Annotated in this window: 16 protein-coding genes; 6 read left to right on the plus strand and 10 right to left on the minus strand. The window is 72.6% G+C overall.

Going from position 1 to position 23,646, the window contains the following annotated elements; all coding sequences use genetic code 11:
• Window positions 1-12: 12 nt before the first annotated feature.
• Window positions 13-840 (plus strand): M55 family metallopeptidase, encoded by an 828-nt coding sequence (locus tag AB0C01_RS05985; protein WP_357570382.1) that lies wholly within the window; start codon window positions 13-15, stop codon window positions 838-840.
• 46 nt (window positions 841-886) lie between these two features.
• Here AB0C01_RS05985 and AB0C01_RS05990 read toward each other — a convergent pair whose 3' ends face one another.
• Window positions 887-1,666, minus strand: coding sequence for a hypothetical protein (locus AB0C01_RS05990; RefSeq protein ID WP_357240039.1), 780 nt, complete (start codon window positions 1,664-1,666; stop codon window positions 887-889).
• Between the two features lie 387 nt (window positions 1,667-2,053).
• Window positions 2,054-2,989: a cyclase family protein gene (locus AB0C01_RS05995; protein WP_357570383.1), complete on the minus strand. Its 936-nt coding sequence runs from the start codon at window positions 2,987-2,989 to the stop codon at window positions 2,054-2,056.
• Window positions 2,990-3,372: 383 nt separating this feature from the next.
• Between AB0C01_RS05995 and AB0C01_RS06000 the strand changes: the two genes are divergently transcribed.
• Window positions 3,373-3,927, plus strand: coding sequence for a hypothetical protein (locus tag AB0C01_RS06000; RefSeq protein WP_357240045.1), 555 nt, complete (start codon window positions 3,373-3,375; stop codon window positions 3,925-3,927).
• A 93-nt stretch (window positions 3,928-4,020) separates the two neighbouring features.
• Complete coding sequence (locus AB0C01_RS06005; protein WP_357570384.1) at window positions 4,021-4,326, plus strand: hypothetical protein; 306 nt, start codon at window positions 4,021-4,023, stop codon at window positions 4,324-4,326.
• A 20-nt stretch (window positions 4,327-4,346) separates the two neighbouring features.
• Here the strand turns inward: AB0C01_RS06005 and AB0C01_RS06010 are convergent, their stop codons facing one another.
• From AB0C01_RS06010 to AB0C01_RS06040, 7 genes are all read right to left on the minus strand, one after another.
• On the minus strand, window positions 4,347-6,074 hold the full coding sequence (locus tag AB0C01_RS06010; RefSeq protein ID WP_357570385.1) for a hypothetical protein: 1,728 nt from the start codon (window positions 6,072-6,074) through the stop codon (window positions 4,347-4,349).
• Window positions 6,071-9,520 carry a DUF5682 family protein gene (locus AB0C01_RS06015; RefSeq protein WP_357570386.1) on the minus strand — a complete coding sequence of 1,150 codons (3,450 nt, stop codon included), beginning with the start codon at window positions 9,518-9,520 and terminating at the stop codon, window positions 6,071-6,073. The genes AB0C01_RS06010 and AB0C01_RS06015 overlap by 4 nt, the downstream gene beginning before the upstream one ends.
• Complete coding sequence (locus AB0C01_RS06020) at window positions 9,504-10,619, minus strand: AAA family ATPase (protein WP_357240056.1); 1,116 nt, start codon at window positions 10,617-10,619, stop codon at window positions 9,504-9,506. The genes AB0C01_RS06015 and AB0C01_RS06020 overlap by 17 nt, the downstream gene beginning before the upstream one ends.
• Window positions 10,616-15,346 carry a hypothetical protein gene (locus AB0C01_RS06025; RefSeq protein ID WP_357570387.1) on the minus strand — a complete coding sequence of 1,577 codons (4,731 nt, stop codon included), beginning with the start codon at window positions 15,344-15,346 and terminating at the stop codon, window positions 10,616-10,618. Before AB0C01_RS06025 ends, AB0C01_RS06020 begins: the two co-directional genes overlap by 4 nt.
• A complete protein-coding gene (locus tag AB0C01_RS06030) occupies window positions 15,343-16,218 on the minus strand; it encodes a DUF4132 domain-containing protein (protein WP_357570388.1) in 876 nt (291 codons plus the stop codon). Before AB0C01_RS06030 ends, AB0C01_RS06025 begins: the two co-directional genes overlap by 4 nt.
• 103 nt (window positions 16,219-16,321) lie before the next feature.
• A complete protein-coding gene (locus AB0C01_RS06035; protein ID WP_357240064.1) occupies window positions 16,322-16,981 on the minus strand; it encodes a response regulator transcription factor in 660 nt (219 codons plus the stop codon).
• Window positions 16,969-18,156 (minus strand): histidine kinase, encoded by a 1,188-nt coding sequence (locus AB0C01_RS06040; protein ID WP_357570389.1) that lies wholly within the window; start codon window positions 18,154-18,156, stop codon window positions 16,969-16,971. The genes AB0C01_RS06035 and AB0C01_RS06040 overlap by 13 nt, the downstream gene beginning before the upstream one ends.
• Window positions 18,157-18,398: 242 nt before the next feature.
• Here AB0C01_RS06040 and AB0C01_RS06045 point away from each other — a divergent pair, with 242 nt between their 5' ends.
• The gene (locus tag AB0C01_RS06045) at window positions 18,399-19,145 is read left to right on the plus strand and encodes an ABC transporter ATP-binding protein (protein WP_357240069.1); all 747 of its coding nucleotides are present in this window, start codon (window positions 18,399-18,401) and stop codon (window positions 19,143-19,145) included.
• Entirely contained in the window at window positions 19,142-21,724 is a 2,583-nt protein-coding gene (locus AB0C01_RS06050; protein ID WP_357570390.1) for an FtsX-like permease family protein, read from the plus strand. The genes AB0C01_RS06045 and AB0C01_RS06050 overlap by 4 nt, the downstream gene beginning before the upstream one ends.
• A gap of 21 nt (window positions 21,725-21,745) precedes the next feature.
• Here AB0C01_RS06050 and AB0C01_RS06055 read toward each other — a convergent pair whose 3' ends face one another.
• The gene (locus AB0C01_RS06055; RefSeq protein ID WP_357570391.1) at window positions 21,746-22,324 is read right to left on the minus strand and encodes a hypothetical protein; all 579 of its coding nucleotides are present in this window, start codon (window positions 22,322-22,324) and stop codon (window positions 21,746-21,748) included.
• Window positions 22,325-22,749: 425 nt separating this feature from the next.
• Here AB0C01_RS06055 and AB0C01_RS06060 point away from each other — a divergent pair, with 425 nt between their 5' ends.
• The gene (locus AB0C01_RS06060) at window positions 22,750-23,592 is read left to right on the plus strand and encodes a MerR family transcriptional regulator (RefSeq protein WP_357240078.1); all 843 of its coding nucleotides are present in this window, start codon (window positions 22,750-22,752) and stop codon (window positions 23,590-23,592) included.
• The last annotated feature ends 54 nt before the right edge of the window (window positions 23,593-23,646 follow it).

Consider the following 23,646-nt stretch of genomic DNA (forward strand, 5'->3'; position numbering starts at 1 on the left):
GGTCCCAGGACCATGAAGGCGCTGATCTCGGTGGACCTGGAGGGCATCTCGGGGATCGTGCATCCCAGCGAGACGAACCCGGATCGGTACGACTACGAGCGCGGCCGGGCCCTGATGACGGCCGAGGCGAACGCGGTGATCGCTGGTGTGTTCGACGCCGAACCCGATGCCGTGGTGTGGGTCGCCGACGCACACGGCACGTTCCGGAACCTCCTGCCGGAGGATCTCGACAGGCGTGCTCACCTCGTCCGGGGCAAGCCCCGCCCGTTGGGCATGCTCGCCGGGCTGGACGAGCAGACCGACGCTGTCCTGTTCGTCGGCTACCACGCTCGGGCCGGCGCCGGGCCCGCCGTTCTGGCGCACACGATCAGTGACGCCGTCCTCGACGTGCGGGTGGCCGGACGGTCCCTGGGCGAGATCGGCCTCAACGCCGCAATGGCCGGACACCTGGACGTGCCTGTCGTCCTGCTCAGCGGGGATGACACCGCCTGCGCCGAGTTCAGCGAACTGGTGCCCTCGGCGGTCACCGTCGCCGTCAAGCAGACCCTGGGTCAGGCCGCCGCGGTGGCGCTGCACCCGCAGGAGGCGCGGGAGCGGCTGCGCCGCGCTGCCGCCGACGCGGTCACCCGGCGCGCGTCGATCGCCGCGCCGAAGATGACCGGGCCGTTGGACGTCGAGGTCGACCTGTACGGCCCGTACATGGTCGACCTCGCGCTCCTGGTGCCAGGTGTGACCCGCCTGCGCGGCGGCCGGACGGTTGCCTTCCGCGCCGCTGACGTGGCCGAGGCGTACCGGCTGGTGCACCTGCTCGTCCAACTGGCCAGCGTCAAACCCGGCTAGGCAGCGCCCACCTCGCGCCGTCCGACCGCCGCAACGGCCGAACCACTCAGCAGCCGAGCCTCCTGGTGGAGAGAGCGATGTCGTCGATCCAGAGGTCGAACTCGCCGGGCGTGGTGCCGCCCTGGTAGAGCTGCCAGCCAACCTTCACCGTGTTCACCGTCGGCAGGACGAAGGGCACGTCGTTGCCGCCGTGCTCGGTCGTGGACGCGGTCAGGTCCGGGTTCGCCACGCCGTCGATCCACACCGTGACGCGGTTGTCCGTCGGGTCGAGTTTCCACTCGAAGCACTGCCAGGTGTCCTCCGTGACCGGGGCGGACTCCCGCCAGTTGGTCCAGTCGCCGGTCGGGCCGCCGTCGGCGCCCACACCCCAGAAGACTCCAGGGACCGTGGGAGCGTACTGACCGCCGACCGGACGGACGACCTCCGAGCTGCCGGTGCCGGTCGCCTCGACCAGGGTGAAGTGCGCCCAGTCGGGGGCGGTGGGGAAGGCGTCGACGCGCAGCCGCATCCGGCCGTAGAAACGGTTGCCCGGCGCGGCGAAATCGTCGACCCGCAGGAAGGCGCGCCCGTTGTCCACCGTGTGGATGTGCAGCACCTGGTTGCCGTGGCGGGCACGCTCGACGGTGAGCGTGCCGTTGCGCGTGTCGACGCCCCAGTCCAGCGTGCTGGCACCACCGCTCGGCAACCGCTCGAAGTCCTCACAGAAGAGCAGGCCACGGGTGCACGAGCGCGACGAGGCACCGGACGCGGCGGCCGGAATGCTGCCTGCCGTGGTGCCGAGGATCAGGGCGGCGGTGCACACCGCGAGGAAACGGCGCATAGTCATCCTCCATGACGTTGGGCCTCTACCGTGTGGGCAGGGCCGGAATGCCTCCACCGGACATCGCGACCCTGCTCACCTCGTCGTCGATCTCGGTGCGTCGACATGGCGAAGGGCGGCGTCTCGGTGTCGTGGGAATACGGGGCGGGGACACGTACGACGGACACCTGCCCGTCGTCGGCCCGGCGATGCGGCGCGCTGCTCCCGTGCTGCCGGTTTCCAGCACGGTTGCCCCCGTGCTGCGGCGATGAGAGCCATTCCAGCACACCCGCAGCCGTTCCAGCAATATCGACTTGCGTCGCTACGTGATCCGCTGCGGCCTACGTCGACGCGTGCCCTGCCTCCGCCGGGACCGCACCGACCATGACCGCGTAGCCCCCTCGGGACGCGCGGTCAGAAGGTGGCGATCGGGTTGACCGGGCTGCCGGACGTACCGGCGAAGCGGACCGGCGCGACCGCGAGCTGGAAGTCCCACTGGTCGAGCTCGGCAGCCGTTGCCGCGCACGCCTCCAGGTCGCAGTTGTCGAGCAGCCACAGACCCATCGCGACGAGGCTCACGGCGTGAACCGGCATCAGTACGCCGTCGTACCCCGATGGTTGAACGTCCTGGGGGGTGTCCGCGCCGATCAGCGCGACCTGCCGTTCCCGCAGCCACGGCAGGCAGGACGCATGCCAGCCGGCCTGGGTGAGGCCGATGGCCGCACCGGTCTCGTGCCGAAAGCGGCCGAAGCCGGTCCGCAGGAGCACCGCGTCGCCGGGTCGCACCCGCACACCCTGGCGACGCTCGGCCTCCTCCAGGTCTTCGGGAAACACACCCTCGCCCGGCTCCAACCACGGCACACCACGGACCCCCGCGATGTCCAGCAGGACACCTCGCGTGATGATCCCGTCCGCCGCTGCCGTGACGGCCGCCCACCCCGATCCCGTCGCGGCGTCGACGAGCGAGTGCGACCGCCCGTTGTACATGGCGCCGTCCCAGAAGAGGTGGCACGGCGAGTCGATGTGGGTGAGGGTGTTGCCGTGGAACGTGATGCCGAGCCGCTCAGACGAGAAGCCCCAGCGCCGGTCACCGTGGAAGCGGGGCGGCATGTTCTCGGCACCCGGCATGTCGGCGGCGCACGGGCACGTCGTCGTCGCCCGTTCCATGTCCTCCGGGACGGCGACCTCCCACGCGCACGACACGCTCCTGCCGTGGCGCACGGCCCGCGCCGCCGCCAGCCGGACGTCGTCGGTGATGTGGTTGAGCGTCCCGCGCTCGTCGTCGTCGCCCCACCGCCCCCAGTTCGACAGTGTGTCGAAGTATCCGAGCACGTCGTCCTGGGTGGGCATTGACCGCCCTGCCGTCATCTGGGCACCGACTCCTCCGGTCACGCGGTCCGGGGCGCCGCGGGCGACGGCATTCCGACCTCTCCCCTGACGTCCCACGGTCCGCTGAGCTGGCCTGACAGTACCCCAGCGGGCCAGCAGCAGATCGGGCACGGCGCACCCGTACCGCGGTGGTTGATGGTGTGCGGCACGGCAGCCAGTGTGGTCAGCGATCGGTGACCTGTCGCATCCGTACAGCATGCCCGACCGCCAGGTGTCACACCGGCCCGGACGACGTCCCGCCGCCCGCAGCAGAGCCGGCGCCGCCAGGGCCTTGACGTGCCGACGGGCAGGACGCATGGTCAGATGATATCGACCATCTCAAATCTCTTGTCCTGGGAGAACTGATGAAGACCCTCGTCACCACCGCCTCGGCCGCGGCCCTGTTGCTCCTGGCCACGGCCGGCGCATCCCCCGTCCGACCCACGGCCGACGCGCCCTGCGCCGGGCAGATCCACCCGAACCCCGGGTTCGAGAGCGGCACCACCGGCTGGACCGCCGGCCCCCGCATCGTCGTGCTCGGCGACGCGACCCGGCCCGCACTCACCGGTCAGGCGTACGCCACCTTCGCCGGACTGGACGTGACGCGTGGTGACCTGCTGCGCACCACCGCCACGGTGCCGGCCGGCTGCACCCTGACGGTCCGCTTCTGGGTCCGCACCACCACCACGGAGACCAGCCGCGGCGACTACCTCAACGTCGGGCTGGCCGTCACCGGAACACCCCCGAAGACGAGGTTCTCGCTGGCCTTCGACGGCGGGGCGCCGTGGCGGCAGTACGCCATGTCGACCGGGACGGCAACGACCGAGCGGACCGCGACGGTCAGCTTCCTCGCCAGCGAGACCGCCGGCAACGGCGCCACGGCCTTCGACGTCGACGACGTCACGCTCACCTTGAGCTGACCGCGACGGCGTCCTCAGTTCCAGGCTCTTCCGGCCCGGACCCACGCGACCTCGGCGGTGCCCTCGGTTGCGTAGCGGTGATTGGATGGGCCGGTGGATCCGTGGGAAGCAGTGTTTGTCGTCATCGCCGTGATCGGGTCGGTGGGGGTCGCGCTCGGGGCCATGTCCCAGGATAGGCGCCGCTCGGCGACCCAACTCGCGGCCGTCCAGCGCAAGCTCGACCTGATAATGGATCACCTCGGCATCGCCGAGCCCGTGGACCCGGACGTCGTCCGGCACCTGGAGGGCGGGCGGACGATCCACGCTGTTCGCGCCTACCGGAACCAGACTGGCGCGAGCCTCATCGAGGCGAAGCAGGCGGTGGACCGTATCGCCAGTACGCTCCATCTCGGTCGGTAGGCGTTCGCACGGCCTCGGCCTCAGTCGGCTTGCCATGATCCCGCGGTTGCGGCCGTCGCCGCGGCGTCCTGGTAGGCACCGGCGACCAGCCAGGCCAGGGCCAGAGCGATGGAGTCCTGCTGGCTCAACCGCCCGAACGCGTCTCGGCTTCGCCGGTGACCCGCGCGCCGCAGCTCGCGCAGCACGGACGCGGCCGTCGGGAGTTGGGCGTCCAGGAGCGCCCGCGCGTCCCGTTCGACGTCCGGCACCAGGGCGCTGCGACCGACGGCGACCACTCGTTGCAGGTGGTGGGTGAGCAGGTGCAGCGGTGGTTGCGGGCGGTCGGCGCCGGACGGCTCCGTCGTGGCGGTGGCGCCGGGTAGGTCGGCGCGCTGCATCTGGTCGACGCCAAGGTCGACGTGTCCGCCGAAGCGGTCCGGCAGCCAGGACGCGGCAACGGCGAGGCCGTGGACCCGGCGGGGTCCGTCGAAGCGTCCGATCATCCGTACCGGCATGCCGGTGGCGTGGGCGGCGAGCAGACGCAGGTTCGCGACGTACGGAAGCACCGGATCGTCGTGTGGCGCGACGACGATGATCGGCCCCGGCCGGTCCGCCGTCCGCAGGAGGAGACCTCGCTGGTCGGTGGCGAGGACGCCGTCGAGGAAGGCGAGGTCGTGGCCGGCGGGCCGCTCGGGTCGGGCGAGTTCGCGGGCGCTCAGCCAGCGGGCGGCCTGCTCGGGGATCGGTTGCCGCCAGAGGGTGTCGGCTGGTTCCTCGTGCCAGGTGCGGCCCGCGGTCCGTACGGCCTGCACGGCGTTGCCGTGGCTGAGGCGCCGGTCGGCGGAGGCCTGGGCGTTGCTGGCGATGATCCCGGCGCGGCCCAGCTCGCGGTGGCTGAGCGTCACGTCGCCGAGGTTGACGCTCGCGTGCGCGGCGGTGCGGGCGGTGTCGCCGTCACCGGGGCGCGCCTGCGCCAGGCTCCAGATGGTCGCCGTGCCGTCGGTCAGGTAACTGACCGCGCCGACGTGGCCGGTGGAGGTGCGCAGCGGCTCGGTGCACAGCCCGTACAGGTGCAGGTCGCCGACCGGCTCGTAGCCGCGCCGGCTCGTGCCCCGGGCGGCTCGCTGGTCACCGGTGCCCGCACCGAGGAGGTGACAGACGGTCAGTGTCTCGCGCAGGTCGTCGGTGAGGTCGGCCAGGTGGAATCCGGGGGTGCTCCGGCGGGCTGCGCGCAGGTGTTCCACCACTCTGGTGGCTGCTGTCGCCAGTCGGGGCAGTCCGACGGCGCGTGCCTGGTGGATGGCGCGGAGCAGGTCCGCCTGGGTCACCGCGCCGGCGCCTGCCACTCCGTGTTCGAGGATCAGCGCGGCGACGTCGCGTACCTGGGTGGCGGCGGCCTTCTCGGCGGCGGTGGCGGGCGGGCCGGTCTCGGTGGTCGCGACGGCCTCGGGGACGGCCATGTCCGGTCCGGCTGCGGCCGCGTGGTGGGGGTGCGTGGTCCGGACGGGTGCGGCGCTGAGCACCGCGGCTCGGTGCAGGCAGCGTGGTGCGAGCAGGCAGGTGCAGACGGCTGCGTCCGGGGTGTCGACCGGGGTGGTGAGGGTGACGGTGACGTCGCCGTCGACGGCGATCGTCACGCCGGAGTCGGACGCGGTGACCGTCCAGCTCCCCTGCTTCTCGACAGCCTGGTCGAGCTTGGACCGCAGCCGGGTGGGGAGAGCGACGACGGCGGCGGCCGTGACGTGTGGTGCGACGGGGGGCAGGCTCACCGGACCTGGTCTCCGATCCAACGGGCCAGCTCGGTGGGACTCAGCGCGGCGACGGGCATCCCGGCGGCCACGAGTTGCCCGGCGACGGCGGTGCTGTAGCGGGGTTGGCCCCGGTCGTCGAGGCTGGCGCAGCCGAGCAGGGTGACCCCGTCGTCGGCGAGCGCCCGGACGGCGGTCAGCAGTCCCCCGATGGGATGTCCCTCCTCGAAGTCGCTGACGAGCACGACGAGGCTGCGGCTCGGGGTGGTGACGATCTGCCGGGCGTAGCGCAGGGCCCCGGCGATGTGGGTGCCGCCGCCGACGCTGATCTCCATCAGCAGGCTGAGCGGATCGACGACCCGGTCGGTCAGGTCGACGACCTCGGTGGAGAAGGTCACGAAGTGGGTTCGCAGGGTCGTCACGCCGGCGAGGACCGACGCGGTCAGCGCCGCCCAGATCGTGGACGGTTCCATCGACCCGGAGACGTCGACGAGGAGGATCACCTGCCAGTCGACGCTGCGTCGACCGCGGCTGCGGAAGACGAAACGTTCGGGGCGGAGCTGAGCCGCGCCGTGGGAGCCGATGTGTGCGGTGTGCAGGTTGGCGTGGACGGTGGCCCCGAGGTCGAGGCGCCCGGTGGATCGGCGACTGCGTCGTGGTGTGGCGAGCCCGCTCAGTGCCGGTCTGATGTCCCGGGCCAACTGCGCGGTCAGCTCGGCGACGAGCCGGGCGACGAGTGGGCGCAGTCGGTGCAGCCGCGCCTCGGGCAGACCGCCGGCCAGGGCCAGGACGGTGTGCAGCAGCGCCACCGAGGGTCGGACGCTCTCGGGCGCGATGGTGAGGAGGGCGTCGGCGCGTCCCCGTTCGGCGGCGCGGGCAAGCACCTCGTCGCGTACTGCCGTGCCGAACAGCGCTTCGAGGTCGTCGGCCCAGTCCCGCACCCGCGGGTACGCGGGTTGCCGTCCGCCGCCGGGTCCCGCGGCGGTGTGGGAGCCCTCTCCCCTGCCGTTTCCGTACAGCTCATCGAGAGCGGTGGCGAGCTGGCGTGCGCGCGGTGGCAGCTCGTCGGGACGGCGGCCGAGCAGCAGCCGCCAGCGCTGCGCGGCGGGCAGTGTCTGCGCCCGGGACGCCGGGCGGGGCTCCGCCGGGGACGGTGGCGCACCCGCGCATTCGGCGCTGCTGTCCGTGGGCAGCCCGAGGGCGGCCAGGGCCTGCCGGCCGGCCCGGTCGACGGCGAGCCACTCGGCGAGCAGGCCCGGCGAGACCCGCACCGTCGCGTCGACGTCGCCGATGCGGTGGCGAACGGTGTGCAGAAGACGGTCCCGGTCGGCGGGACTCAACGCGTCGAAGCCGCCGCGCAGCGCGGGCAGCCGGCGGACGAAGTGGTCGTCGTCCCAGCCGTCGACGATGTCCAGCAGCGGGGCAAGCGTGTCCCCGCCGGCCTCGAGCAGTGCGCCGGCGAGGCTGAGCGCTCCGCGGAGCCGGTCGGTGCACTCGGCGGCGGGCATCTCGGTCCAGGACGCGAGGGCCGCGCCGAACACGCGGGGGGCGGCGAGACCGAGCAGCACCTGGACGGCGTGGGCCGCTCCCCGCATCATCGGTGATCCGTCGCGGGCGAGGCGGCTGACGGAGTCGCCGAGTCGCAGCAGGTGACCGCTGTCGTCGGCGTTGCGGACCAGGTCGAGCAGCGCGCGGGCATCCGCGAGGTCGGTGGAACCGGCGAGTCCGTCGATGGCGCGCACCGCTGCCGCGTGCAGGTGGGTCAGGTGCTCGTCGAGGCCGATCGGTGGTGCCGGGGTGGCCGGGATGTGCCCGCGGTGCAGCCGCTGGAGCAGGTGGCCGGCGGCGGCGAGTTCGGCGAGGCTGGCGGTGCCGGTCACGGCGGTGTGCAGGTCGGCGAGGTGGACGTCGACGGCGTCGGGGAGGCCGCAGGCGGCCGCGCGGGCGAGCCCGGTGACGGCCTGTGCGGCGGTGGGGCCGCCGTCGGCCACCTCTCGGCGGCGCCGGGTGTGGAGCATGCCGGCGGCGGCCTGGGCGAGGGTGACGCCGTGTGGACTGGCGGCGGCGAGACCGGCGTCGGTGCCGGGCTGCCAGTGCAGCCGCCAGCGGGTGGTGAGGGTGTCGGGCGTGGTGGTCTCGGCCGGCTCGGCGTAGGGCACCTGGCAGGCGAGCAGTCGTTGCAGGGTGGTCTCTCGTCGCCGGTCGAGCGGGGTACGCAACGGATCCAGGCGAACCGTGCGGGGCGGCTCACCGGGGCCGGGCAGGCGCAGCTGCCGCAACAGGGCGATGGTCGCGGGAGTCAGCCCGCTGACGGGGGTGTCCGGGCAGGGATGACCCCGGTGCTGCCCGATCAGGGTGTGCTGCATGGCGGCGGCGACCGCCCGGCCCCGCCCTACCGGCTCACCCTGGGCCAGAACGGTCTGCAACGCTTCGACGAGTTCACCGCGTCCGGCGGCGGGCAGGTTGCGCAGTCGGGCCAGATCCTGGGCGAGCCGGGTGATCTCGGCGGCCTCCGCCGGACCGGTGGGGTGTCCCTGGTCGCGCACGTGCCGGGTGATCTCGACGGCGAAGCCGCGCAGGCGGGCGGCAAGGGCGGCGGGGTCGGCGCGAGCATCGTGGACGGACTGCTGCCAGCGCGGATCGCGGATCCCGGCGGGATAGCCGGATCGCGCGTCGAGCAGGTCGAACGAGTACGGCACCAACGAGATGACGGGTGCCCGCCGCGGCGACCCGGCATCGGGTGTGGGTGGTGTGGCGGGCGATGGCTGGCCGGGTGTGGTCAGAGCGGGGGCGTGGAAGGCGCCGACCACGACGGCGAGGCGGCCGGGGGTCTCCGCGATCCGCTGGCGCATCCACGCCTCGCGCCGCCGATCCAGGGCGTCGACGCCGTCGACGGCGGCATCGGTACGCAGCGCCCAGCCGACCGCCAACGCCGACCGGCGTACCGCTTCGGGCGGTGAGCCGGGGGCCGTGGCCTCGACCCAGCGGTCCCACAGGTCGTCTCCGGTCCGGCCGGTCAGGGCGGCCCGCACGGTGTCGGCGTACCCGCTCGCCCGGGGGCCGACGGCGGTCGGGCGTTCCTGCCAGGCCGGGTCGGTCAGCGGCAGGTCGCAGCAGTGGGCCGGCACGCCTCGGCGGCGCGCCCACCGCAGCGCGGCCAGCTCCGGGGAGAAGTCGGCGAACGGGTAGAACGCCAGCGGTCCGCCCTCGTCGCCGTCGGCGGCGGCGAGCGCAACCGGAGCCCGGGTGTCGGGGTGCGCCAGCCAGGTCAGCCACGGCTGCATGTCGGCGGGCAGCTCGACCAGCACCGCGTCCGGGGCCGCCGCCTCCAGCAGGGCGGGGATCGCGGCGGCGAGCACCGGCGAGTGGTGTCGCACCCCGATCAGGGTGACCCGGCCGGTGTCGGTGAGACGCGCGACGGCGGCACGCGGGTCGTCAGCGGTGCCGTGGTCAGTCACGGAGGACATCGCGCTGCTCCCACAACTGCCGCCACATCCGGCCGCCGGCCTCGGCGCGGCGGCGCAGGGCGCCGTCCCAGTACGCCAACAGCCGCGCGTGGTCGGCCGGGTCGTCCTTGCGTACCACGCCCACCAGGTGCCCGGGTAGCAGGGACAACGGGTCCGGGCCGGGCAGGTACGCGGTGGAGAGGCCGATCGACGCGGCGACGGCGACGGCCTCGGCGGTGCTCATCACCGAGGACGGGCGTTCCACCTCCCAGCCCTCGACGGTGCTGCCGGTGCGCAGGTCGCGGAAGGCGGTCACCAGCGTTTCCAACACCGCCTCGTCCACCGTGTACGCGGCGCCGACCCGTTCGACGGTGGCGCGGGCCTGCCGGGTGACGAGGGCGACCTCGGCGTCGAAGTCGGCGATCGGAGGCACCACCTCGAAGTTGAACCGCCGTTTCAACGCCGCGGACATCTCCGACACGCCCCGGTCCCGCAGGTTGGCCGTGGCGATGACGCAGAAGCCCGGCGCGGCGTAGGCGACCGGGTCCTCGGCGAGTTCCGGCAGGACCAAGCGACGGTCGGACAGGATCGACACCAGCGCGTCCTGCACCTCGGGCAGGCACCGGGTGATCTCCTCGACCCGGGCGACCGCGCCGGTGGTCATCGCGGTGAGCACCGGTGAGGGCACCAGTGCCTCCCGCGACGGTCCCTTGGCCAGCAGGAGCGCGTAGTTCCAGCCGTAGCGCAGCTGTTCCTCGGTGGTGCCGGCCGTACCCTGCACGGCCAGCGCGCTCGTGCCGCACACGGCGGCGGCGAGCAGCTCGGACAGCATCGACTTGGCGGTCCCCGGTTCGCCGACGAGCAGCAGGCCCCGCTCACCGGCCAGGGTCACGACGCACCGCTCGACGAGGGCCCGCTCCCCCACGAACTTCGGCGCGATGGTGACCTGCCGGCCGTCGGCGCCGGGCACGGGGCGGCCGGCGGAGCCGGCGATGAAGGTGACCACCGCCTGCGGGGTGAGCTGCCAGCCGGGCGGGCGGGGACCGCGGTCGGCGGCGGCCAGGAACGCCAACTCGTCGGCGTACTGGTGCTCCGGCGGGTCGATCTGTCGGGCGTTCACGCCTTCTCCTGCAGGTCGAGGTAGCGGGGTTCGTCACCGGAGGTCACGCGGTCCCAGACCGTGCGGAACAGCTCCGGCGTCGTGCGGGTGACCAGGGTCAACCCGTTGAGGGACAGGTACAGCGGCTGCTTCCAGCTCTCCATGGGCGGGGTGGGGTTCTTCGCCGCGAGCCAGCCGCCGGGCAGGAAGACCCCCCGGCCGGCGCGCTCCCGCTTGCCTGCCACCACCAGTTTGGAGTCGAGCAGAGCCGCCTGGGCGTGCTTGAGGGTGGCGGGCTTCCACGCGTTCCAGGCGCGCACGTTGACGTCGTTGGGGTTCGGCAGGGCGAGCAGTTGCAGGTAGTAGCTGGCAGAATCCCGGTCGAGACCGGTGTGCGCCGCAACGGCGTCGACCAGGTCGGGCGCGCTGACCCGAGGGTCGCGGTGGTCACCGCGGGCGCCCTCCGGAGTGGACAGCACGGCGGCGAGGTCCGGCGCGAGCACCAGCCGCAACGCGTCCGCGACCGGGCCGGAAATGAAGCCGAGGGCCGGGTCCTGCGGTCCGCTGAGGTGGGCAGGGGCGAGATGGTGCGCGACCATGTCCCGAAAGGCGTGCCCGACCACCAGCGCCGGCCCCACCTGGGGCTGCTCACCCGCCTCGTGTTGCCCGCCGCCGATCAGCAGTCGCGGATTGCGCAGCCGCTCCCGCAGCAGCTCCAACGCTCGCGGCAGAGCGTCGCGCATCGGGTCGCCCCACGGTAGCTGGTAGGCCAGCCACAGCAGCGCCGCCGTGCACTCGTACAGATGGTTGCCGTCGAACGGGGTGCCGTCCGTGGTCGTGGTCTGCAGTCGGCCCCAGTCGCCGGGCTGGCTTTCCCCGTCGGTGGTCAGCCAGCTTCCGGGGGCCGGGTTGGCGATCGTCTGCAGGATGTCGGCCGCTCGGTTGGTGGGTAGGACGCGGGTGGCGTCGGCGAGCAGGTGCTCGTCGATGACGACGCGGGCGCCGCGCAGCGCCAACCAGGCCGTGGCGAGGCCGTCGACGTCCGGGCCGGTGCGCCACAGCTCGGCCGGGTCCTGCGGCATCGCCGCGTCCACGAGCGCGATTCGCTGCCCGTACGGCAGGGACTTCAACGCGTCGCGGGCGGTGCGCGCCTGGGTGTTGTTCACCCCGAGGGCGCGCCGCTGGTCGGCGGTGAGGAAGTTGGCCTGCCAGTCGTCGATGCCGGGAAGACCGGCCAGCAGAAGGGCGGCCTCGGCGCGCGTCATGCCGGTGCGGTGCGCCAGGTCGTCGACGTACTCCGCGCGCCAGGGCGCCGGGCCCCGCTCGGTGAGCAACCGGCAGAACTCCCGGATGCGATCGGCGCCGCGCCAGCCCGCCGCGACGGTCTCCGCCTCGACCGTGGCACCGGCCGGTGGGATGAACCGCCCGTCCGGGGACAACTGCACGGCCGTACGGCGCCACTGCTTGCCGTTCGCCGGATACCAGGTCGGGCCAGGTTGGGACAGCAGCACCGTGACCTGGGCACCGTCACGCTGCACGACCCGGTGGTCTTCCGGTGGCGCCTCGTCCCACGCCACGGTGAGCACCCGCACGGCCTGCGCCGGGTCGGTCAGCGCGGTACCGGCCAGGGTGGACAGCATCTGGGCCAGCGCGTGGCGTTCCCGCTCATCGGTGACCGGCGCGGCGGCGCGGACGGCGAGGGCGCCGAGCCCGCCGAGCGCGTCCACCCACATCGGGGTGGCCTGCGGTACGTCCTCGACCGTCCCGGCCGCGAGGAGGTCCGCGACCGCGGTGATCTGCCGAAGGATCTCCCGCCGCGCCTGGGCGCCACCGCCGTAGTAGGTGAACCGATCCCTCGGCAACAACCCGGACCAGGCGGTGCGCAACAGGTCATCGGCGACGGCGTCGACAGGGGTCTCGTCGACCAGTTCGGTCGCCACCAACTGCGGCACCGCTTCCAGTCGCCGGCGCAGCCGCACCGCGCGCACGACCTCCTCCGCCAGGGCGGTACGGAGCACCGGGTCGGTCACCTCCGTCAGCACCTCGGTGACGAGGGCCAGTGCCACCGCACTGGTCTCGGTGGACGTCGTGACGGTGTCGTCGATCGCCATCAGCCGGGCCGTGTCGGCGGCGTCGAGCCGCCGCAGCCGGGCCGAGCCCGGCACATCGCGCGGGGTCAGCGCGTGCCACCAGGCCAGCGGCGGGAGGTGCCGGGATGGGTGGCACCGGTCCACCGGTTCCCGGCCGTCGGCACTCCAGACGGTCAGCGCCAACTCGCCCCGGTGCTGCGGCCGCCCGGTCACCGGTAGCACGACGTCGCTGCCCGGTAGCCGCAGGCCGGCAACCAGCGCGTCGCCGTGGAACGGGTTGCTGCTGGCCCGGACCGCGCTCGAGTGCCAGGACACCCGCCGTCCGTCGACGCCCTCCCCCACCTGCGTGCCGTCCGGCAGGCGGGTCACCCGCCACCCGACCAGCCCGTCGCGCCAGCCCAGCGGCGACGAGGCGAACCGCGCCGGCGCCGGCCGCAACTCGCACAGGCCGGCGAGGAGGGTCGCGCCCGGGGGCAGGTCCGCGGCGAAGAACGCGGGCAGGCTGTACCGACCGGCCTCGCCGGTCGCCGGGTCGTACTCCCGCCAACGCCGTTCCTCCGGCGTCGGATCGGCAGGCTGTTCACATCGCCAGAACGAGACGCCGTCACCGGCGACCGGATACGTCGCGGCCGGACCGCGGGTGTCCCCGGCGTGCCAGGGCCGACTGCCCGTGGTCGTCGCGCCGTCGGGCAACGGCAACGGCAGCGACCGGCGGCCCCACAGGGCGTGGTCCGTCGGTCGGCCGGGCTCGACCAGCATGTCCGGGTCGGCCGACCAGTAGCCGGCGAACCGGCCACTGCTGCCGTACCAGCTGACCAGGAGTTGCCCGTCGACCAGCCGGCAGGTGGTGTCGGCGTGGGAGTTGCGCGCGTGCGGGCTGTCCGGGGGCGGGTACCGGAAGATGTGTTCGCTGGTCGGGGCGTCGACGTCGACGACGTGCGCCGTCTGGTTGTCGTGCACGACCAACTGCGGCCAGGCGTCGCCGAAGCGTCGGCCGAGTTTGTCCTCGGCCACCTGCTCGTACGCCGGCCAGGACAGTTCCGTGACCAGCCCGGCCCGCAAGGACCGGGCGAGTACCGCGGGCACGTCGACCTCCGTCAAGGCGGTGAACGCGTCCGGCGCTAACGCCACCCCGGCGGGCGACCACACGGCCGCGAGCTGTGACAGCGCCTCGTCCAAGCCGAGCAGAGTGCCCTCCGACACCCGGGCGGCCCGTTCGACGAGCAGTTCGGACAGCACCTCCCGCAGGCCGGCGGCGCCCAGCGTCTCGGTGACCAACTGCGCCGGCAGTGGCCCCGACCCGTGTCTGCTGTGCAGCTGCGACAGGGTGTCGGCGACCCCCCGCGCCAGCAGCGCCCGACATCTGGGGTCGGCGGCCACGGCGCGGAGGTCCCGCCGGCCGGGGGCGGCGTCGCGCACCCAGGCGGACACGTTGAACGCGCCGCTGTCCGTGTCGACCGCCACCGGCACCCCGCCGGCCAGGCACACGTCGAGAACGTCCAGGTCGGCCCGGTGCGCGAAGCCGCTCCACAACGTCACGGGCCGACCCTCCGCCCGCAGCCGCGGCACCAGGTCCGCCACGACGCGCACGAGCCGCTCACAGCGTCGCCGGCTGCGCCGTTCCCGCAGCGCCATCAGCCGCTCCAGCCACCGCGCCGCGGACACCGTCGCCGCCTCGTCCCGCAACACATCGAGCGTGCCGGCCGCGTCCAACAGCTCCAGCCAGAAGTCGGTGACGTCGGTGGACCAACCGGGCGGCTCGGGGAGGATCTCCACCAGCCGAAGGCGCACCGAAGGGTCACGCTCCGCCAGCCGCAGCAGGGGTTTGCGGTACGCCTTCCACACCGCCTCGTTCGAGCGGGCCATCGCGGGGAACGCCAGCAACTGCCGGATCACCGCTTCGGCCTGCTCCTCGGCGTCCACGCCGGCCGCCCTCGCCAGCCGCCGCAGGTCCTCCGCCATCCCGGCGTACGGCGGCAGCCCGCCGGCGACGCGCCGGAGGGCCAGGGTCCGCACCAGCTCGTACGCCTCCGGCGCCGGCCGCCGCGTCGCGACCCCGCGCGCATACTCGGTCAGCATCTTCGCCGTGAGGGCACCGGCGAAGGCGAACTCCAGATGCACCTCCCGCAGTCGCTCCTCGTCCACGGTCAGCCCGTGCACCTGTTCGGCCCGTCGGGCTTCGGCGAAGCAGCCGCCGGCCATCCGGGGGTTGTCGGCGGCGCGGAACGCCCGCCCGGCCTCCTCCCAGAACGTCGGCAGGAAATGCGGCGCCGCCGCACCCAGCCGGACGGCGAGCTGCTGGTAACCGTCGCGGGCGTTACCCGGCTTCGACGCGGCGGTCCGCGCGAGCCGTGCCATGTCCTTGACCATGGCGAGCGCGTGCCGACCGTTCGCCGGATCATTGATCAGTGCCCACGCCGGGAACCCGAGCGACTGCCGCCGGGCCGTGCCCACCGGCGTCGGTTCGGCGGTACGGCTGAACCCGAGGAACTCCATCGACAGGTCCTCGGCCTCGCCCAGCGTCGCCCCGGCCAGACGGACGACGGTACGACCGGTCAGCGCCGGATGGTTGTAGCGACGCGCGGCCACCACATCACGTCCGGCCTGTGCCTCACCGCCCGGCAGGATCGCCCCCGCCTCCAACAGCGCCTCACTCACGCCCGCTCACCGTCCTCGTCGACAACCCGTCCGGCGTGCAGATTCGCCGCCATCCGCATTCCTTCCGACCACGCCACCGGCCCGACGGCCGCCAACGCCACCGCCTCCCCCTCCGGATCGGTGAAGTAGAGCGCTCCGGTCTCGGTCTCGTACAGCGGATCGCCCTCGCCGATCCACACCGACGCGACGATCGGAACGCCGTCCTCCCACACCCGCACCGACGCGGCGCCACCCTGCACCCGGTAGCCCGCCGACGTCGCCCGCGCCTGCACGTGCCGCAACTCCTTGTACCGCCCCCGGGCGTAACGGGACAGGTCGCGACGCCGTTCGTCGAGTGACTCCGGCAGTGCCCACACCTCCCGGAACAACTGCAGCGTCTCCTGGCGCACCCCCAGGTCGACGGCGAACTCCCGCAGGTCCGCCAGGTCCGGCAGGCGGACCGGGTGTGGGAGGACAACCTGCACGGCGGTGACGCGGCCGCTCTCGCCGTCCAGGTCCACCACACCGAGGCCCTTCTCCGGGTCCGCGTCACGCAGCAGCCCGGCCCGGTCGGTATCCCATCGCCCCGCGCCGTCGATCGGCACCACGACCAGATCACGCAGCGACGTACGCCACGCCTCGTCCGCCCACACCTCGCAGATCACCGTCGTCGGCACGGGCAGCGACCGCACCATCCACTGCTCGACCTCCCGCCGGCAGGAGACCTCGTGCCGCTTCAACCACTCCGAGAGCTGCCGCAAGCCGACCACCGCGTCGGTGTCCCGCAACGCCTTGGGCAGGCTCTTGAGCAGCCTGCCCTGGCGGTTTCGCGCGACCACCTTCCCGCGTTCCAGGCTCACCTCGTAGTCGGCACCAGCCGCCAGCCAGCCCATGTTGATCTCCTCCCGCGGGCAGTGAGCGGGATTGTGCCATCCGCGACCGACACCGCGGTTCCCTCTCCGGGTTGGCGGGAGGGTGCGCAGGCTGACGGCCTGCTCAGTCGCCGTCGGTCTGGCCCGCGCCGTTGAGGTAGGCGAGGACGGCGAGGACGCGGCGGTGGCCGCTGTCGGTGACGGCGAGGCCGAGCTTGTGGAAGATGTTGCCGATGTGCTTGTGCACGGCGTTGTCGGTGATGACGAGCCGTGCGGCGATGGTGTTGTTGTCGTGCCCCTGTGCCATCAGGGCGAGTACCTCGCGTTCACGGGGGGTGAGGACGGCGATCGGGTCGCTGCGGTTGACGAGGAGTTGGGCGATGACGTCGGTGTCCATGGCGGTGCCACCGGCGGCTACTCGGCGCAGCGCGTCGACGAACTCGTCCACCCGGCTGACGCGGTCCTTGAGGAGGTAGCCGACGCCGCCACCGGTAGTGGAGAGGAGTTCGGCGGCGTACTGCTGCTCGACGTACTGCGACAGCACCAGGACCGGCAGGCCGGGGTGCTCCCGACGGGCCTGCAACGCGGCTCGGATGCCCTCGTCGCGAAATGACGGCGGCAGCCGGACGTCGACGATGGTGACGTCGGGCCGGTGGTCCCGTACAGCGGTGAGGAAGCCGGTCGCGTCGCCCGCGATGGCGACGATGTCGAACCCCACGCTGTTGAGCAACAGTTCCAATCCGCTGGCCAGCAGCACGTTGTCTTCGGCGATCACGACCCGCACGGCAGCTCCATGGTGATCGTCGTCGGCCCGCCGGCCGGACTGTCGACGTCGACGGTGCCGTCGAGCGCGAGCACTCGGCGACGGATTCCGGCCAGGCCGGTGCCCAACTGATCGTCGGCGCCGCCAGCACCGTTGTCGGTGACAACCACCGACAACAGGTCCGCCGTACGGCGCACCCGTACGCCGGCCGTGGTCGCCCGGCTGTGTTTGGCGACGTTCGTGAGTGCCTCGGCGACGGCGAAGTAGACGACGGACTCCACCGCCGCCGGTACCGTTCCGAGGTTGTCGATGTCCAGCCGGGTCGGCACACCACAGCGAGCCGTCACCGCGGTCAGTGCGCCGGTGAGACCGCGGTCGGCGAGGATCGGCGGGTAGACGGTTCGGATCACGTCGCGGAGTTCGGTCATCGCCTCCTCGGTTCCCTCGTGCGCGTCGCGAAGAAGTCCTTCCAGGAACTGTTCGTCCCGGGGATTGTCGGACAGCGCCCGCCGGGCCACGGCCAGCCGCATCGCGATGGCCACCAGCCTCGCCTGGGTGCCGTCGTGCAGGTCGCGCTCGATGCGGCGCAGCTCCGCGCCGTGTGCGTCGAGCACGTCCGCCCGGGTACGGGTCAACACGGCGACCCGGTCGGCGAGCTGTTCCGCTGCCGAGTGCGACAGCACCACCAGGCAGAGCCGGGCGTGCGCGCGGGCGATCGGCACGAACGCCAGGTACGCCAGCGCGGCGAGCAGCAGGATCTGCAGCGGACCGAGGGTGAGGGCTGTCGCCCAGTCGGTCACCGCAATGTCGACGAACAGCCGTGGTCGACTCTCCGGCGCGAACGCCCACCACAGTGGTGTGGCGACCGCCGCGGTCAGGAGGTTGCCCACGCACAGCAGCGCGAACAGGCCCAGCGCCACTCCGGTGATGACGTTCACCGGCAGCCAGAGCAGGTCGCGGGGCGTGGCCGGATCGGTCCACGCCTGGCGGCCCCTCGCACGCAGGGGCGGGCGCGACGTCAACGGCGTCCCGAGCAGTCGGCCGGCGCGGTCACGGTGCCAGTTCGCCCATCGTCGGGCGAGCCTCGGATGGCACAGCAGTGGCAGCGCGAGCAGCGTGGCGATCCCGGTGGCCAGCGATCCCAGGAGGTAGGCGCCGCCCCGCCACACCTGCGCCCACCGTTGAGCCGACGTCACCGGATGCCCTTTCTGCTCGGGGTGGCGTCCCCTCGCGTTCCCGACACGGCGGCGAGTCTGCCCGGTGGCCACCGCCCGCGGCACTACAGCCAGCTGTACCTCGCATCCGGTGGTACAGGGTATCGGTATCCGACGCTGCGGACCCTAGCGTCGGACGAATGAGGAGCGACAGCAGGAACCCATCGAGACGGCGCGGCCCGCTGGCCGAGGCCACCGCGACCCGTTCGCTCCCGCCGGGCGCGATGCCGACGGCCACGACGCCACCGTGCGCCGTGCGACTGCATTCGGTGTCGAAGGTCTACGGGTCGGGGAGGAACGAGGTACGCGCCCTCGACGGGGTCACGGCCGGGTTCCCGCACGGCACGTTCACCGCGGTCATGGGTCCGTCCGGTTCCGGCAAGAGCACGTTTCTGAACTGCGCGGCCGGTCTGGACCGCCCGACGTCGGGCCGGGTCGTGCTGGGCGACACGGACCTGTCCGGTCTCTCCGAGACCGGGTTGACCGAGCTGCGCCGGGATCGGATCGGGTTCGTCTTCCAGGCGTACAACCTGCTCGGCGCGTTGACCGTGGCGGACAACGTCACGTTGCCCGTCCGGTTGGCCGAGCGACCTGTCGATCCCGAGCGACTCGCGAGTGTCCTGGCCGCGGTCGGGCTCACCCAGCAGCACGACCGGCGCCCGAGTCAGCTCTCCGGTGGCCAGCAACAGCGGGTGGCGATCGCCAGAGCGCTCATCAACCGACCCGACCTGGTGTGCGCCGACGAGCCGACGGGTGCGCTGGACAGCCGTACCGGGCGGCAGATCCTGGCACTGCTCAGGAAGATCGTCGACGACCTGGGACAGACGGTGCTGATGGTGACGCACGATCCGGTCGCGGCCGCGCAGGCCGACACCGTGGTGTTCCTCGCCGACGGCCGGTTGGCCGGCGAGATGACCCGACCGTCCGTCGAGCAGATCGCCGAGCGGATGACCCACCTGGGAGAGCCGTGAGTCGCCGCGTGCTGTCGCAGCGCTCGCTGGCGCTGGCCTGGAGCACGATCAGGGGGCGCAAGGGCGGGTTCGTCGCGGCATTCGTCGCGGTGCTGTGCGGCTCGGCGGTGATCACGGCCTGCGGGATCCTGCTGGAGAGCAGCGAGCGCTCGGGCGTGCCGACCGAGCGCTACCAGGCCGCCGACCTGGTGGTGGGCGCCAGGCAGGCGCTGCCGGTGGCCGACGACGTGGATCCCCGGTTCGGCGAGCGGGCCACGCTGCCGGCCGACCGGGTCGGCGACGTCGCGCGAGTGCCGGGCGTGCGGGCGGCGATCGCCGACGTCACCGTCCCGGTCAGCCTGGTGACAGCGGACGCCGAGGTGCTCGCCGGGCCGGACGGCACACCGACGCTCGGGCATGGCTGGTCGTCGGCGGCGCTCGGCCCGTTCACCACGGGTGCCGGCCGCGCCCCGACCGGACCGGACGACGTGGTGCTGGACTCCGCGCTGGCCGAGCGGGCCGGCGTCACCGTCGGCGCGTCGGTACGACTCGCGGTCGGCTCGACCGTGTCGACGTACCGGGTGGTGGGCATCGGGGGTCTGCCTGGACGACAACTCGCCCGGCAGTCCGCGGTGTTCTTCACCGACGATCGGGCTCGGGAACTGACCGGCCAACCGGACCGGGTGGACGCGGTCGGTGTGCTGGCCGCACCGGGTGTCGATGCCGACGAGTTGGCGAGCGCCATCGAGGCGGCCGTCGCCGACGTGGTCGTCTACGCCGACCGCGACCGGAGCGAGGCCGAGTTCCTGGACATCGGCAGCACACGTTCGTTCATCAGCGAGATGTCCCTGGCGTTCGGCGGCAGTATGGTTCTGGTGATCATGATCGTCGTGGCGAGCACACTCGCCCTGTCCGTTCGGCAGCGGCTACGGGAACTGGCGCTGCTGAGGGCGATCGGCGCGACCCCGAAGCAGGTGCTCGGCATGATCGGCGCCGAGACCATGGTGGTGGGCACGCTGGGGGCGGTGCTCGGGGTGATTCCCGGCATCGGACTGAGCCTCCTCCTCCGCGAAGCCTTCATCCTGGCCGGCGCGGTACCCGACGACTTCGAGCTGTCGATCAGCCCACTGCCGGTACTCGGGGCGATGGTGCTGTGCCTGGTCGGCGCTCGTCTGGGCGGCTGGATAGCCGCCCGGCGCGCGGCCCGACTCAAGCCGGTGGACGCGCTCGGCGAGGCCGCGGTGGAACCACCCACACTCGGGTGGATCCGGTTGACCGTCGGCGTGCTGCTGGTCCCCGCCGGTCTCGCCATGGCGTTCGTGCTTCCGCTGGTGCTACCCGGTGAGGGAGCCGCGGAAAGCGCGGCCTTCTCCGCGTTCCTGCTCATCTTCGCCGTTGCGCTGCTGGGACCGCGGTTGCTCGGGGGCGCCGTCACCGTGCTGGGCCCCTGGTCGAACCGCCGGCCGGGCGTCAGCGGGTTCCTCGCGACCGCGAACGCGCACGCCAACTCACGGCGGCTCGCCGCGGCGACCACTCCGCTGATCATGGGCATCACCCTGGCCGCCGGGCAGCTCTTCAGCGCAACGACCGCGAGCGCGGCCGCCCAGGATCAGGCCGCGGACGGACTGCGCGCGGACTACACGGTCACGTCCACGTCCGCCGGAGTGTCGCCCGAGGTCGCGGACGTACTCCGAGGGGTGTCCGGCGTCTCGGCGGTGACCCCGGTCGTCCGCACGCGGACGCTTGCGGTCTTCGGACCGGAGGAGAGCCCTCAGATCAGGACCTACGCGGCGCAGGGCGTCATCGGTGACCGGCTCGTCGAGACCATGGATCTCGCCGTCCTCGACGGCGATGTCGCGAATCTGCGGGGCAACACGGTGGCGTTGAGCCGGATCGCGGCGGACACCCTCGGCGCCGCGCTCGGCGACACCGTCGACCTTCGTCTCGGTGACGGCACGCCGATCAGACCCACTGTGGTGGCGCGGTACGACAGAGGGCTCGGCCTCGGTGACGTCACGCTGCCGCACGACCTCGTCCTGGAGCACACCACCGACCACCTGGACTTCGCGATGCTGGTCGCGGCGGCCTCGGGCACCGACGTCGGGGCACTCGGCGATGCGTTGCGAGCCGCCGTCCACCACCTTCCGACCGTCCAGGTGAACGACCGTGAGTCGTTCGTCGCCGCGCAGAGCGCAGCGGCCGCCGGCGAGTCGGCGACGGGTCTGATTCTCAACGCGGTCCTCCTCGGCTACCTCGCGATCGCCGTGGTGAACACCCTGGTGATGGCCACCGCCGCACGCTTTCGCGAATTCGCGCTGCTCCAACTGGTCGGCGCCACCCGTGGCCAGGTGTTCGCGATGATGCGCGGCGAGACGAGGATCATCGTGGTGGCGGCCGTCCTCATCGGAACCCTGGCCGCCGCCCCGCCGGTGGTCGGCACGAGCATCGCGCTGACCAGAACGCCGATCCCGTCGGTGCCACCGCTCGTCTATCTGGGAATCGTCGCCGTCGCCGCGCTCCTCGGCTCGGCCGCCATCATGATCTCGACTCGGCTCGCCATGCGGTCGCAGCCCGTCGTCGCGATCGGCGCTCGCGAGTGAGATCCCGCCCCGGATGAGGAATCACATCCCGGCCGCGGCGTCGTACCGGCGGCGTTGGTCGGCCATCTCCGACTCGGCAAGCGCCTCCTTGAGCGCCAACTCCGCGTACTTGGCCGGGAACATCTGCTTCACCCGGTCGGTGAACATGACCTCGGCGGTCGCCTCGACGACCTGGATGCCCGGCGGCTCTTTGGACATGTCCATGATCACGGGGCCGGCCAGCTTGACCGCCACGTCCCAGGGCCGCCCTCGCTCCGCGACCCCGCAGAGGTGGAAGCCGTAGACCGTGCGTACGTCGGCGAGCGCCGTGACCTCGGTCGGCTCGTAGCCGTAGACGCGGACCCCGCAGATCACCGCGGGCTTCTCCCCGGCGGCGGCCTGCTGGGCATTGTGCCCGGCGTGGTTGTGCTGGCCCGGGTCGGCCTGTTCCAGCACGGTACGCATCCGGGCCATGATCTGCGTCTGCAGGTCCGCCGGCTTCGTCTCCGGGCCGGCCCGGTTGACCAGGACGACCGCGCCGGCCGACACCGCCAGCAGGATCACCGCCACCCACACCAGGCGGTGTCGGTACCATCCCGCGAAACTCTCTCGGGAAACCATGATTGCTTCTCACCTCGTCGCCGGTTTGTGCGTGGGCAGACCGAATCGGACGCCCCGGAGTGTCGAACGTCGACCACGTCAGCCGTCGACGGCACGGACCGGGGACACGGACGGCGGGCGCGGCTGCCTGCCCGGCAGGACGCCCGTCGTCATGGCGATGACCCGGCGATACGGCAGGCGAGCGACCGCCAAGGCGGCGCGCTGCCGGCACTGAGCTGCTCCCGTGCTGGCCGTTCTCAGCACGGTTGCCCCCGCGCTGCGGCGATATGAGCCCATTCCAACACGTCTGGATGCGCCCTGGCAACATCGACGAGCGTCAGCGTTAGTTCGGCCCGGCTGTCTTCTCGGCAGCCACCCAGCGGGTCGTTGCGTCGCCGTCGACCGGCGCTTGACCTTGTGGTTACCGCAGGGACCAGCATGGTGCCATGTTGTCCATCAGCGATTTCAGCGAGATGTGCCATCTGTCGCCGCAGACGTTGCGGTTCTACCACTCCGAGGGTCTGCTGGTCCCCGCCGCGGTGAGCGAGCAGACCGGCTACCGCTCGTACACGTTCGACCAGGTCGAACGCGCCATGCTGATCACCGTGCTGCGCGGCACCGGGATGAGTGTCAAGCTTGTCCGCCGGGCGCTCGACGAGCCGGACACTGCGGCTGCCCTGCTGGAGGCGCACAGCGGCGACGTGCAGCGCCAGCGACAGACCCAGGACGAGGCGATCCGCGACGCGCGGGAGTTCCTCTCCTCGTGGCCGGAGGTGCACCTGCGCCACGCACCCGAGATGACAGTGGTGTCGACGCTGGTTGCTGGACGGCCGGCCGGGCACGACCGGTCCGAGTGGGACGAGTCCGAGGCCGTCGCCACCGTTCAGGAGGTGGTCAAGACCGTGGAGTCGTGCGGCGCTGTCGTGGCGGGGGTGCCGTGGCGGACCCCGGCCATCGAAACCCCGGAACAGAAGCGGCAGAGCAGCAGCGGCGGGGGGCCGTGGTGGTTGGTGAAGGTGCCCGTCACGGCGGACGCGGGAGCGGTCGCGGCCCTGTCCCGCGTCGTCGAGGTACAGGCCTTCGACGCCCGGGACGAACTGTCGATCTTCATTCCGGGGAGGACCACGATGGCCAAGTACGCCACCGCGCTCTCCCGCCTGCTGACACATCCCCTCGACGGCGCCTTCCCCGACCTCTCCCGCACCCGTCACCTGCTGCACGACGACGGCGTCGAGACCAGAGTCGCGATCTGCACCCTCGACGAGACGGACGCCGGCCAGGTGACCTGACGCCGTCCACCAGTAGCGGACAACCGACACCGCCGCACCTGCTAGCTGACTGTG

The sequence above is a fragment of the Micromonospora sp. NPDC048905 genome (assembly GCF_040649655.1).
Lineage (GTDB): Bacteria > Actinomycetota > Actinomycetes > Mycobacteriales > Micromonosporaceae > Micromonospora.

Bases quoted from the DNA above. Each gene is read 5' to 3' on its own strand.
- AB0C01_RS05985 (WP_357570382.1), top strand. From the start codon at position 13: ATGAAGGCGCTGATCTCGGTGGACCTGGAGGGCATCTCGGGGATCGTG.
- AB0C01_RS05990 (WP_357240039.1), bottom strand. From the start codon at position 1,666: ATGACTATGCGCCGTTTCCTCGCGGTGTGCACCGCCGCCCTGATCCTC.
- AB0C01_RS05995 (WP_357570383.1), bottom strand. From the start codon at position 2,989: ATGCCCACCCAGGACGACGTGCTCGGATACTTCGACACACTGTCGAAC.
- AB0C01_RS06000 (WP_357240045.1), top strand. From the start codon at position 3,373: ATGAAGACCCTCGTCACCACCGCCTCGGCCGCGGCCCTGTTGCTCCTG.
- AB0C01_RS06015 (WP_357570386.1), bottom strand. From the start codon at position 9,520: ATGTCCTCCGTGACTGACCACGGCACCGCTGACGACCCGCGTGCCGCC.
- AB0C01_RS06030 (WP_357570388.1), bottom strand. From the start codon at position 16,218: ATGGGCTGGCTGGCGGCTGGTGCCGACTACGAGGTGAGCCTGGAACGC.
- AB0C01_RS06045 (WP_357240069.1), top strand. From the start codon at position 18,399: ATGCCGACGGCCACGACGCCACCGTGCGCCGTGCGACTGCATTCGGTG.
- AB0C01_RS06055 (WP_357570391.1), bottom strand. From the start codon at position 22,324: ATGGTTTCCCGAGAGAGTTTCGCGGGATGGTACCGACACCGCCTGGTG.
- AB0C01_RS06060 (WP_357240078.1), top strand. From the start codon at position 22,750: ATGTTGTCCATCAGCGATTTCAGCGAGATGTGCCATCTGTCGCCGCAG.